This is a genomic window from Candidatus Zixiibacteriota bacterium (assembly GCA_016933955.1).
Lineage (GTDB): Bacteria > Zixibacteria > MSB-5A5 > GN15 > PGXB01 > JAFGTT01.
In genome coordinates this window covers 80688-94151 of the sequence record JAFGTT010000008.1, presented here as the reverse complement: position 1 = coordinate 94151, position 13464 = coordinate 80688, and the positions used below count along the sequence as shown (strand labels likewise).

Genomic DNA, 13464 nt, shown 5'->3' with positions numbered 1-13464 from the left:
GGCTGACCCTCAATATACTTCTACCTGTCCGACTGCTGTTATGCCTGGTAGTCATGATCGTCGTCCACTTCTTCCTGTTCGATATCGTCGATATCATCTGCAGGAATTTCATCATCGGATATATCGGTTGAAGGAATATCAGTCTCAGTCGGTTCCCCGGATTCATCCTGAGTGTCATCGCCGGTATCCGAATCGGCCTGGACTTCCTCTTCTTCCTCCAGCTCAATCTCCTCGAGCTCGACGCCCACCCCTTTGTATTTGATAGTGAAATTGCCCGGGGGAATATCCTCGATCCGTACCCGGCCTTCCTCATCGAGTTTCCCTTCCCGGGTGGTTCCATCAGGCAGGGTCAATTCGTATTCCTTGTCGGGAATCGGGTATCCCTCATCGTCGATCAACTGCAATTCGATCCAGTCCTTGAACTCCAGAAGACCGGACTCTTGTTTCTTACCATATTCGGTGTCGCCGATGGTGATGGTAAAGAAGTACTCCGGGGGATTATAAGTCCCGCCGTACTTATCGAGTTCGGCCTGGGTCGGGATTTCATCACTATCTTCGTGATACTCATACTCCCAGAGAACTTCAAGTTTTTCTTTTTGAATTTCGGTCGGGATGGTGGTGATTTTATCATGGGCCTTATCCCGGTCGAATTCATAGATGGTAACCGTGGCGGGGGTTCCTCCGGCAACATTTTTAACATCGGCGGTAAGTTTCAATATTTCGCCGCGACGAGCCTCGGCGTCGCTCCATTTCATATTGGTAATTTCCACCGGCGGGAGAACCATAATATGGTTCGATTCACCGCTCAAACCGTTTTTGGACAACTCCACCTCGAAATAAATTTCATCACCGATTTCGGTATCCTCGGGGATATCCATTTCACCAATAAACTTATTATTGCGGATATTACCGCTGACTTTGCCCAGCTTTTTCCCTTTTTCACTGCGGCCGGTGATTTTGATATCGGCCTGGTTGCCGACAAAGGCGGTTTCGACCTCGAACCCGGCCGCCTGCCCGGCGTAAGCGACCCCGGAGCGCCAGATAGCGCTGATCAGGTGCGAATCGAGCTTGATTTCGTGCTCGGAATCGGTCGCTTTGGAAAATTTCAAATCCGCCATTATTTTATTCCGTCAGGGGTTCCAGCGAACAGATCATCTTTTCGACTTCGAGGGCGATGGTTTTCATGGTTTTCTTGGTAAATGAAGCCATGAAAGTGTATCCCCTCTCACCGATAATCATGTAAATATTTTTCTGATACACGACCTTGCCGTCGGCCGGGACCCATTTGTACACATATTCCCAGGCCGGGAGACCATTGGCCAGAGTCTTTTCCTCATCCTTGAGTACCTCGATACTCTGCATCGGGTTGGCCGCGGCGGCGATACGGTCCCGGGCGAATTCGATCAACTCCAGTCCGCGCACATCGGGATCGACCACCACCGTCAGCATATGCTGATGGCCGCTGTCATCGGGTCCCATGAAGCAGTGCACGGTGTGATCGTTCCAGTCGGCCGGAAGGTCAAGATTGAATTTATTATTGGTTTTGCTCATGGTTTTGGTTTCCCCGCCGGCTTATTTCCGGCTGTAATTATCATTATTATCGCAAACACCTTATCCCGGTTGCCCCGGCGATATATATTAACCCGTTTTTATCCATAATCGGACGGCAGGTGATCGGTTCGGGAACGACTTTGTTCATCATGATCTCCCCGTCCGGCGAAATCTGCATTAATATCGTTTTGGCCGCGGCCAGAATGGTTCCGTCTTCCAGGACGGTAATAACGGTCTCTCCCGATTCCGCCATTAACTGACAACTCCAGATTTCCTGGCCCTTATCGATTTTAAGAAGCCGGTTGTTGAGGACCAGGTAGATCGCACCATCGGGATGACAGGCCGGAGGTTGCCCGGTCAGTTCCGCCCGATCCAGCGGAAACTGCCAAATAGGATGACCCTGGCGGTCGAAAGATTTCAGAAATTGCCCTTCCTCGATATTTTGTATCACCAGGATGTTTCCCTGGTGATCCAGAGCGGCCGCGGTGACCTCTTCAAGGTTTATGGTGATGACGGCCTTATCGGATACGGCCTCGGCCTCGATCAGGTAAATATGATTGAGGGTGGCGATGCAATAGAAACTGCCGTCCGGGGCCACCAGGGCATCTATCAGGTCTTCTTTCTTGACGAACTGCCAGATGAAATTATTGATCTTGATATCGAAACGGCTGAAAGTAAATTCCGGGCCGTCGAATTTATCGGTCGGGCTGTTAGTAGCGGTCGGATAGGTCTGGTAACAATAGGCCATCTCCTTATCGCGCGCCCGGCTGAAATAGAGCATGGTCTGGCTTGTCAGAAAGGGAAGCGACTGGCGGTTATAATTCTTTTGATCCATCCCGAGTATTTCATAATAGCCGCTCTGGGTGACAGTCACCAGTCCCGCCGGTTTCAGATCGAACAGGGCCCCGGAAAACAGCTCTTTCTGCCACACCGATTGGCCGCTATTCAGGGAACGGACATTGAAACGATTACCGTAGGCAAGCACCAGGAATGAGTCGATTATGGCTATCTGATCGGCCGGGACAAGATCATCTATAAAAAGGCTTTTTGCTTCCCAGACCTGATTCCCCGTCAGTTGACCTGCAACCGCCAGGTATGAGCTGTTTTGGGCATCGGCGTATTTTTTGGAATTTATTATGGTCGATTCCGCCACATTATCCTCCTGCCTGTTTGATTTGCATGATGCGACGGCCGTCAGAAAGAACAGAACCATCATCAGCCGAAGACCGATTGTTTTGAAATTAAAGAACCATCGCATCGAGAATTTTCCCTGTGTTGGTCCGGCGGCGCGGATTTTCATCCCGGCGGCCGGCCGGAATATATTTATCAGAAACTCTCCAGTGTAAAATTGTCCGTCAATTTGGCATTGACCCAGGTTTTCAGAAAATTCAAATCGTTTTTAATAATACTACCGCCGGCGGCATTGACAAAATAGCGAACCAGTTCATCGGCATCGACATCAAGATGAGCAAAAATCCCCCCCGAGTTGTTGGGAATCCGGGGATTGGGGGCGGCCGGAGCATTATCGTTGCGGAATTCCACCCAGTAATTGGGGGTGAAATCGACTCCGCCGCTGTTCACTGTCGCCGTCCAGCTCTCGGAAAAACCCGGCAAAAAGTGGATATATATGTTTTTAATATCCTTGGTGCCGCCGGTCAGGCGATAATGGCCGCCCAGATCGACCCAGGCCTGTTCCAGCTGGTAAATCCGCAGTGCTCTCTGGAGGTTGGCCATGGCCGGGGCGAATTTAACACTCAACATCAGGCGGACCAACAGAACCGCCTGGTATTTGAGCGGCTCCTGGTTGTTGTGGAAATATTTAATCGACGATTCATCTTCCCCGACATAGTACAGATCGAGTTTCAGTCTTTTTAAAGGAGCGGCCCGAACCTGGTACAGGGGTTCGGTATAAACCGGATCAGTCAGTTTTTCCGGAATCTGAGGTCGACCGGAAGCCGTGAGATTCCGTTGGTATTTCAATTCCCATATCCCGCCCCGGGACAAACGGGCAATGAACTTTTTCCCCGGAAGCATCTTCGAAAGCGGTTTGGAGGCGTCACTGATTTCCTTGTTCAGACGGTGCATGGGATACCACAGATGATGCAACCTGGGGGCCCGATTGTGGTTCATCATCGACGTGGAATTGGTACTCATGGAATAAGGAATATAGAACTGGGCGAAATCCGGGGGTTTATAATTCTGGCCGGGATCAGGCTTGAAATCGTCCCTCCGGACATATTCATCCGGCTGACCGGTAGCATGACCCAGCTCATGAGCGAAAGTGTGAACCCCGAAGGAATCGCCATGTTCCGTCACCGGGGCCTGGTCCGGCGGCGTACTCCAGGTGCGGTAGGCCGATTTGTTCAGCTTGAAAAGGGAATAATGGGTCGGACCCTCGGATCTGATCGACCACTGGTAAGCCTGGCCGTAGTGCAGACTGCCGTCTTTACAGATCAACGCCAGAAACTTGGAACGGCCGCCGATAGCCTTATCCTGGGCGGTAGCCATATTAGCGTGGTCGAAAAGCTTTTTATGATTTGAGGCGGCGTCCTCCGAGGGGCGTTTGTCGAAATCCAGTTTAAATCCGCCAGCCGGTTCCTGAATCTCAAATGTTTCCCGTTCATCGAAAAAGAAAGTCGGCCGGATTATGGTCGAAGTTTCGTTGGCCGGATCTTCCTCAAGATAAGCCCGTTTTCGATTCCAGGTATCCATGGCGTTATAAACGCCCTTATCGACGAACATCTTGACATCGTTGGCGCCCGGTACCGGTGAAACCGTCGCCGGATCGCGGGAGTCGCGCATGAAGCTTATGGAAACATAGGCAATGGTGAAAGAGACGGGGTTTTTGCCCTCCAGGTGCTGATGATGAAAATAGTGCAGGTCGTAATCACCGGTCGAACCATAGTCGTGATCGTTATAATCCATCTCGAACGAGATATGGAAATCGCTGTCGTTGCGGACTGCCGCCCGGGCTCCAATCACAGCGCCCTTGTTGACCCAGTTGTTTTCGATGGTGGTACGCTTGTCCCCGACGGCATAGAAGCCATTACGGAAAAAGACGACTTTGGCCCGTTTGATTTTTTCGGGATCCTCGATAATAAGGTTGCGCCAGACATCATTCCCCCCGACCTTTTCCTTTAAAAACGGCCGCCGGGCCGAGTGGCGGTCGGAGGTTTTCTGGTGCAATCGCAGACAGCCGTTGGCCTTATTCACCAGGAATATTTTAACTCTTGATTTTTCGCTCAGGTCTTTTACGACGGCCGGGATTTTATGATTGGCATCCTTGATGACCTGTGTCCCCCCGACCTGGTCAAGCAGAACAATATCATCGAGCGAAAAGGTTAACGGCTGAGCGGCCGAGGTGTTTTTCCCGCCGAAAGGTTTCAGTTGAAGTTTCTCGGAGACAACTTTTTCGTAGCGCTCGCCCTTGTTCATATCACCTTCATACCGGGTCCAGTAATTCCTCGAGGACCAGTACGCCGGCAGATCGTAATACTTCCATCGATCAATGAATTTCTCCGGTTTGTTGAGTTCCTTTATCTGCTCAGGTGTCCGGATAACTATTTTCGGGGTGGCGTCCTTGCTGTCGGTATAGACCCAGAGGTTTTCCGTTTTGAACTCAAAATACAATTTTTGATGTGTCCCGTCATCGACCGGCGTTTTAAACCTTACCCTGATGCTGTAGACTCCGTCGGTATAAGATACGGCCGTGGACAACTCCTCGCCGTTGTTTTCAAATGCCCGGATATCCAATCCCTCGGGGAGATTCATGACCTCATCGCGAACCCGGTTATAGTACGAAAAACTCATGTGATAAACGACCGCGTGAAGGTCGTCGGGGTGAATATATTTCGGGATGAAATGCCACCGGTGCCAGATCGGGCAGTCTTTCTCCTTGTGTACTTTGGTGATATCGGCGGGGCAGTTGATCACCGGGATTTCGTTTTTATCGAACAGGAGAATTTCGACCCGCCGGTTGGTCTGAGAACGATAATTGCCTTTTTGGGCCTTGTCGATGGGGAATGATTCGCCGCAGGCGACATATTTATTTTTCATGCTGGCGAATTTTATTTTGGTATCGCGGTAATCCTGAAGCTGGGCGGTGGTCATTTTCAGAATTTTGGCCAGTTCCTCATTGTAGAGGTTATAAACCGCCACCCATATTTCCAACGGCCAGAGATGTTTGCTGTCTTTCTTGACATCGTTGAACACCCGGCCGGGAATCGCCTTTTCATTATTGGCCGGGGCGAAATCTGAATTATAGGATTTAATGAAATTATCCACCGCCGTTTCAGTATTTTTATTCCAGCTGTCGTTCACTTTCAACGGATCGCATGGCCAGCGTTTGAGACCGGCATAGTGTTTCATGATCTGCTGGTAATCCTCGATCTTGTGTCTTTCAACCCCGATTTCGGCCCACTGTCCGCGGCTGTATTCGCCGCCGGTGAATAAGTACAGAATATTCCTGGCCCGCAGGGCCGAAAGGCCGAAATTGTAATCGGTTTTGCCCGAGGTGTCGGTATGGCCGGCAATCAGAAGGCGTTTATCCGGTTCGTAATCGATCAATTTGAAAATCAGGGCCAGCGATTTGAGACCGGTTACTTTCTCCTGCTTGTCCGAGCCCTTCTGGTCTTTGGGTGATTCCTCGGGACTTGAAGGCATTATGACGGCGCTGTTGTGATGGAAAAGAACGTCTTCCATCTCCAGCAGATGGACGTTTATTTTTTTAAGATTGAATTCCCAGATGCGGTGAGTCGAGGTCGGGAGTTTGGCCATGATATCCCGGAATTCGACAATTTTCTGGACAGCATCACCCATTCTATAACTTCATTCCGAAAAAGAGATTGTTTCTATGTTCTCGGATCGACCACGACCCTGACCTGACCGGGTGGCACCCGTTCGACTTTGGCATAACCGTTATCATCCAGCGTTCCCTGCCTGACGGCACCATTGGTAAGAAAAACTTTATATTTCGCGCCTTTAACCGGATTTCCTTCGTCATCCTTGATCTTCAGCTCGATATAATCCTGGTAATCGAGAATTCCCGACCGGGCCAGAAGATCCCCGATTTTTGCCCGGAAATAATATGACGGCATGGAATAACCGCCCTGTTCCTCCTTGGACTCATTTATTTTCAATAATTTCTCATCGACCTTCAGCTCCCACTCTTCCTCAATCTTGTCCCCCTTAAGTTTGGTCTCTATCGCATCAAGCATCCGGTCGGCAAAATTGGCGTCGCGGATAAATATCTCCAGGGTGGCCGGAGTGCCCGATTTAACCCCGGCGGTCTCCACCTGGAGTTTGACTTTATCGCCGACCGCCGCCTGTTTTTCGGACCAGGCCGCTTTGGTGATGGCCTGCAGGGCGATATCGCAATTGCCCTCATCGATCCCGGATTTTTTCACCTGCCCGGTCAGGGGCCCCGAGGTTTCACTGCCATCAGGTAGTTTGATTCTATATTTCCCGCCGACAATCGGCTTGCCGCCCTTGTCCACGACTTTGGCGTCGATATAGTGGCCCTCTTTGACCTCGGCTTCTTCGGCTTCGGCCCCGGCTTTTTTCCCGGCGCCGCCGCCGCCGCCGCCACCACCACCACCACCGTCCCCGATAAGAACGGTCATGCATCCGGAAACTATCGATGATGGAGGCCCGGAGCAGAGGGCTGTGTCGCCCACCCGGGCGGCCGGCATACCGGCAATTAATACTGATGTACAGGTAGCAATGATCTGCATGCCGACATGAGGAGGAGGGGGCGTCCCCGGATTAACGGCCGGACAAACATGCATATCACCCATTCGTGCGGCCGGCATGCCGCCGATCAGTACTGTCGGAGCCCCGGAGGGCAGGATGGTACCGCCGTGGGCCGTGGGATCGCCCACCCGGGCGGCCGGTTTACCTGGCATATATTCTCCCCGATTTTATATGGTGAAAAGTCACCGTTAAAAATATATAGCTATCTTAAGACGGAAGTCAATAAATAGTTTAAGTCTCTCCCGGTCATGTCATCCTTCCGCCATTCCCGGAATAGGCGATTTATTGAAGTAAATACACCAGCGTTATTAAAATTGTCGGCTGTCATAGCGCATAATTTAGCCAGACTTTACGCCATTTGTCTAAATATTCTCTCTGTCCGGCCGAATTACTCACCTGAAGTTTATAAAAAACTCCTTGCGGTGAATATGGATATAACCGTAAATTGAGCCTCAAAGCGTGAGGCTGGATTTTGTGTCGTTTTTGTATCCGTATGGCGGCATAAACAACCAATACCCAATGGGTGAGACTATCCGGAGAACCTGTGTCAGAACAAGACGACAGCACCAATTTGAATGACGGCCAGGAAAACAGCCATGACCCGTTGGGCATTATAGGTTGGGAAATCGGCGGCAAATATATTATCCGTTCGCATATCGGCGGCGGCGGATTCGGCGAGGTGTATGAAGGCTATAACAAGCATCTTACCGAACAGCGGCTGGTTTTCAAGTTTTTCAAACGGGTCCAATCGCGCGACAAGTTCGCCAAGGAAGCCAAAATCCTCTGCATGCTCGATCATCCCAATATCTCACGGGTGGTCGATTACCTTCCCGATGAAGGGGCTGTCGTGGTGGCTTATATCGATGGCCGTGACGGCGGGCAGATTCTCCGGGAACAGGGAGCGCTGGACGAGGAGACTTTTCTGAAAGTGGCCCGCGGGGTAACCAGCGCCATTGCCTATGCCCATGAAAAGAAGATCGCCCACCGGGATATCAAGCCGGGCAATATCATGTTCGATAAACGGGGGCAGATTTACCTGATCGATTTCGGGATCGCCAAGGAAATCGGCGGCGATGCCACCAAAACCGCCTACCAGGCGCTGACACCGCTCTTTGCGGCCCCGGAACGCCAGACGGGGGAAGCCAATTATAATCCATTTTTGAGTGATATTTATGAAGTGGCGATAACCCTGTTCAATTTTGCCACCGATTCCCTGCCCTATCGCAACCCGGCCAACCCGGATCCATCTGAATGGGGCGGGACGGCCAGCAAGAAACTTTCCCCGGAATTGCGGCGAATACTGAAAAAAGCCACCGACCCGGATCCCGCCCGGCGCTACTCCTCGGCCGCCGAGATGGCCGCGGAATTCAAAAAACTCGGTCAAGCCTTTGGTGGAACCGAGAAAAAGGGGCGCGGTTTTATTATCGCCCTGGCCCTGGTTACCGTTCTGGTCGTGGCCGCATTCGTGATGCGGGATGAAATCCGGCGGCTGTATGAAGAAAACTTCGGACGAAAGGAAGTCGCCACCCGGACTGTGACGCCGCCGAAGAGAACCTCGGAAACCCCGATCACGATTGATTCCTCGGCCGTCATCGCCGGAATGACCGACAGCACGGCGACTGCAGATTCGATGGCGGCTGTCGTCCCGGATACGATAAAAAAGGAAATCGAAAAACCGGCCGTGGAAAGCTCGACTCCCGGAACCGCCGTGAAAACTCAGGTTGATACCGTCACGAAGAAAACAGCGGAGGAGTCTTCTAAGGAGACTATAACCAAACCGAAAGAGCCCGTCAAAGAACCGGTTAAGCAGACTCCTCAAGAAGAAACAAAGGTGGTTACTCCGCCGGCTGAGAAAAAACCGGAACCGGCTGTAGCCAAAACCGACAGCGTCAAGACCGAGACAACATCTGTCACTAAACCCCCGGAGAAAAAACCGGAACCGCCAAGCACAATTCCGCTCCGCCTGGCGATATCGCCGCGCGGCGATGCGGTTTTAACCGTTAATGGTATCAAGGGGACGCCGGACAGCACGTTCAATATCAAACCGGATGAAGATATTAATCTGGTTGTGGTGCATACGGATTACCCGATTCTGAATAAAACCGTAAAATTATCGGCCGGGGATACCCGGCTGGCGATCGACCTGTCGCGGGAATATGCCGGGACCGATTCGGTCAGTCTTCAAATTGCTCTGGCGCCGCCATCGGACAAGCACGTGGTGGAATTATCCTTCAACGGCCGCCGGCATATGTTGACCGAGTTTCCGGTTTTGAACCTGATTAAATTACAGGGATGGTGGAATCTGAATTCGAGTATCTTTGCCATCGGGGCCGATAAAAAGGGCGAACCCCGGATCGATTCCCTGGTGGTCTTTCCCTATGGAAGCGGACCGCACGGAGCCACCAAAGGCCCCTCGGGACGGATAAAACTCGGCTCGACCGGGGGAAGCGGAATGGCGACCGTTCCGCTGGTGATATTCTGGTCGGAAAAATAGTTATCTATTATTTTCGCGGATAAATACAACTTAATACTTTACATGGGAGGTATCATGGTCAGAAAACATTCCGTATTTCGGGTGACCGCGATCATCCTGCTGGCTTTGTATCTGCATGGCGCGGTCCTGTCCGGAATATCTTTCGGACAGACAACCGACTGCGGTTACGATCCCGGTCAGCCATCGTTGACCAATGCCCGAAAGAGCTTCCTGGCGCTCAATTACAAATGTGCCGAACAGGAGCTGGAAGCCTATCTCAAGCTGGAAAATATCAGCATTGAGGATCGGGCCAACGCCCATGTCCTGCTGGCCGAGGTCTATTACGCCCGGGTCAGGGACAATGATGAAAAGCGCGATATGGTCATGGAGCAATTCGTGGCGGCTTTCCAATCGTACCGTGAATGGCGCGGCGAACTTAATATCAAATCGCCGGAATTCATGTCGATGATGAAAGACGCCCAGGATCTGGTCGATCAGGGCGGCACCAAGGAAGTGGTCACGCCCGGTTCGGCTGAAACGAAAACAACCCCGCCCGCCAAAGTCGAAGGTAAGAAGAAACCGTGGTACACCAAGTGGTGGGCGATCGGACTGGGTGTTGGAATTGTTGCCGGTGTGGTCGTCCTGGCGGCCGGAGGCAGTGATGATGGTGGCGATGACTCCGGAACCGGAGCTCTGCCGGATTTCCCGGATACACCGAAAAAGGGCAAAAAATAAAATTCATCGGACCATGTGTAACATTGAGGAAGGAGAAGAAAAATGAAGAAGGGAATTTTAACTATATTGATATTACTGCTGGCGGCCGGAATGGTTCTGGCCCAGGCCCCGAATTACATTACTTATCAGGGACGTCTGACCGACGACGAAGGTGACCCGATCACTTCGTCGGTAAGCGTTACTTTCGCCATTTATGCCGCCTCAACCGGCGGGACAGCCCTGTTCACTTCCACCCAGTCGGTTGATCCCGACGATAACGGGGTTTTCACGGTGCAACTGGGACCGTTGACCACCTCCCATTTGGATGGAAGCACCCGTTACCTGGGGATAAAAGTCGGTACCGATGCTGAAATGACCCCGCGTCAGGCCATAAACTCGGCACCGTATTCTATCACCACCGCGACAGTTCCCAACAACTCGGTTACCTCGGCCAAGATTACCGATGGAAGTATAGTGGATGCCGACATCAATGCCAGCGCCGCTATTGCTGCCTCCAAAATAAATGGGGTGGCTGGGCTGGATTACAGCGATATCGGAACCGTCCTTGGTATTACGACCACCATAACCAGTTTGGGATCGGTTACGCTGAGCTGTCCTACCAGCGGATATGTATTGGTGATTGTCAGCGGTAGTGCCGTCATGTTTGGCGATGCGACCGTGCTGGATGTGGGTATGGGGACGAGTGAATCTGCTTTCCTGCACTACTACTCGACCGGGTACCTTGACGGATCGCGGACGGATCGTTCCTACAATCCCTTCTGCGTAACCTATGTAACCAGCGTGGCGGCGGGATCCCGGACTTTTTATGCTCTGGCCAGGAAGAATACTGCCTATGACACGAATACCATTAACCTGACCAATGTGTATTTAACAGCCATCTTTTTCCCAAGGGCTTATTAAAAGGAGTGCGGTGATTAAAAAAGATTGGAGATTAATCTATGAGATATATTAAATACGCAGTTATTGCCGTATCTCTTCTCCTGGTCGGGACGGTCGGTCTTTCATGGGCGCAGATGTCGGGAGTGTCGTATTCCCTGACCGGCGGGGTGCCGGTCGGCGGCGGAGGCTTGTCCGGCTCGACGAATTATAATTTGTGCGGGTCGGTCCCCCTGGCCGGAGGAGAAATATTAGGCAGCAGTAATTATAATATGGCCGGCGGTAATGCCGCTATCTTCGGTGCCGGATCGGCTTTCAACGCCGATTACGACGGGGCCCTGGTGCAAACCGTGGCGATCGGCGACCGGACTCTGACCGTGCTTCACAGCACCGGAGCCGGGACCGTCAGCGGTTCGTTTTTCTACCGCCAGGGCGGCCAGACTTCGTACAGCACGGCCGCCATGTCCGTTTCGGATGCCCAGACACTCATCTATGAACTCGATGAAAGCCTGTTGACGATCCGGGGTCTGGAGTATTATTTCGTTATTACCGATGGATCCGATGTTGTCAATATCGGTAACGCCGCTGAACCGTATACCTTTCGGACACAATTAACCAACGAACAGTCCCAGCGGCCGACCGCTCTGCCGAGCGCCAGTTCTATCCGCGATTACCGGATTATCGCCATGCCGTTGGTGCCTACCAATAACACCGCGGCCGCGGTCTTTCTCGATGATCTCGGGGCCGTCGATTCGACCCAGTGGCGTCTGGGCAATTACAATCCTTCCACTGCTCAGGTGGATGAATATCCCGATGCGGCCCGCGTGACCCCCGGCCAGGGATTCTGGCTGATTGCCCGCGGCGGGAAAACTTATGGGACCCCCGGAACCTCGGTTAGTCCTAATGCCGAGTATGGTGGCAATAGCTATTTCAGTGTCCCGCTCGATTCCGGATGGAATCAGCTGGCTAATCCCTTCCCGTTCAATGTCGCCTGGAGCGAAGTGGTTTTTGCCGACGGGGCCGATACGGTCGGACATATTTCGAGCGTCCTGGAAGATAATATCTATCGCTATACCGGCAGCGGCTACCAACTGGTGACAGTTATTCCGGCCTGGGAAGGCGTTTTCGTTAATATCAAGAAGGACGGAATCAAGGCCTTAATCAGGTTTCATGAGACAAGCCTGACACCGAAAGCAATGCCCCCGAAATTACCGGAAAAGACCTCCGATTGCTGGACTGCCAATCTCCGGCTTGACATCGATGGTTTGTTAGACGATTACAATCAGCTCGGAGTGCGTTCCGATGCGGCCGAGGGGATTGATCTTTATGATTATTCGGAACCTCCGACCGTCCCCGGCGGGCCGTCCCTAGCTTTCGCAATCGGTGATAACACGACCGGACTCAAACGGACCGATTTTCGCCCGCCGTTTACCGATGGTGCTGTCTGGGAAATAGTCGTAACCAATCCTGCCGGTGGGAAATTAACCGTGTCCGGTCTGGATCAGATTCCTTCCGATATGAGCGCCTGGCTGGTGACCGGTACAGGAAACCCGATCAGACTCGAAGAAGGAACTTCCGTTAATCTGACCGCAGAGATGATTTCCGCCCGTTTGATAATCGGTACCAGGGAATATGTCGAGGGCCATGAGAACGAACTTCTGCCGGCCCGGTTTGTTCTTGAGCAGAATGTCCCCAATCCCTTCAATCCCATAACCGATATCAGCTTTGCTCTTCCCGATCCCGGCCGGGTGCGGCTCGAGATTTTCAATATCCTCGGGCAGTCGGTCAGGCTTCTGGTCGACGAGGACCTTCCGGCGGGAAGACATCTGATCAGGTGGAATGGACGTGATGATGTCGGGACGGAAGTTGCCAGCGGTATTTATTTCTACCGGGTCGATTATGGCAATTTGAGTCAAACCCGCAAAATGATAATGATTAAATAGCCTCTTTTATCGAAGAAAAGCCCGGGAACCCCCGGGCTTTTTTTAAATCGGGTTGTCTATGCAACCATTTCGCCCGGCGGCCTGCATCCTAATTCATATAAACTGCCCGGCAGTATCCCGGACAGCCTTTCTTCT

Annotated in this window: 9 protein-coding genes; 4 read left to right on the top strand and 5 right to left on the bottom strand. The window is 52.1% G+C overall.

Features of this window, described 5'->3' with window-relative positions; translation table 11 throughout:
- Nucleotides 1-38: 38 nt before the first annotated feature.
- The 5 genes from JXQ28_01955 to JXQ28_01935 form a co-directional block, all read right to left on the bottom strand.
- Nucleotides 39-1118 carry a hypothetical protein gene (locus tag JXQ28_01955; protein MBN2276486.1) on the bottom strand — a complete coding sequence of 360 codons (1080 nt, stop codon included), beginning with the start codon at nt 1116-1118 and terminating at the stop codon, nt 39-41.
- Between the two features lie 4 nt (nt 1119-1122).
- Complete coding sequence (locus JXQ28_01950) at nt 1123-1551, bottom strand: DcrB-related protein (GenBank protein MBN2276485.1); 429 nt, start codon at nt 1549-1551, stop codon at nt 1123-1125.
- 46 nt (nt 1552-1597) lie between these two features.
- Nucleotides 1598-2809, bottom strand: a complete 1212-nt coding sequence (locus JXQ28_01945) for a hypothetical protein (protein MBN2276484.1) — start codon at nt 2807-2809, stop codon at nt 1598-1600.
- 68 nt (nt 2810-2877) lie between these two features.
- On the bottom strand, nt 2878-6369 hold the full coding sequence (locus JXQ28_01940; GenBank protein MBN2276483.1) for a hypothetical protein: 3492 nt from the start codon (nt 6367-6369) through the stop codon (nt 2878-2880).
- A gap of 32 nt (nt 6370-6401) precedes the next feature.
- Nucleotides 6402-7454 carry a PAAR domain-containing protein gene (locus tag JXQ28_01935; protein ID MBN2276482.1) on the bottom strand — a complete coding sequence of 351 codons (1053 nt, stop codon included), beginning with the start codon at nt 7452-7454 and terminating at the stop codon, nt 6402-6404.
- A 392-nt stretch (nt 7455-7846) separates the two neighbouring features.
- Here JXQ28_01935 and JXQ28_01930 point away from each other — a divergent pair, with 392 nt between their 5' ends.
- The 4 genes from JXQ28_01930 to JXQ28_01915 are packed head-to-tail and all read left to right on the top strand — an operon-like array spanning nt 7847 to nt 13329.
- Nucleotides 7847-9796: a protein kinase gene (locus JXQ28_01930; GenBank protein ID MBN2276481.1), complete on the top strand. Its 1950-nt coding sequence runs from the start codon at nt 7847-7849 to the stop codon at nt 9794-9796.
- A 54-nt stretch (nt 9797-9850) separates the two neighbouring features.
- Complete coding sequence (locus tag JXQ28_01925; GenBank protein ID MBN2276480.1) at nt 9851-10510, top strand: hypothetical protein; 660 nt, start codon at nt 9851-9853, stop codon at nt 10508-10510.
- Nucleotides 10511-10552: 42 nt separating this feature from the next.
- A complete protein-coding gene (locus JXQ28_01920; protein ID MBN2276479.1) occupies nt 10553-11410 on the top strand; it encodes a hypothetical protein in 858 nt (285 codons plus the stop codon).
- A gap of 38 nt (nt 11411-11448) precedes the next feature.
- Nucleotides 11449-13329: a T9SS type A sorting domain-containing protein gene (locus JXQ28_01915; GenBank protein MBN2276478.1), complete on the top strand. Its 1881-nt coding sequence runs from the start codon at nt 11449-11451 to the stop codon at nt 13327-13329.
- Nucleotides 13330-13464: the final 135 nt, after the last annotated feature.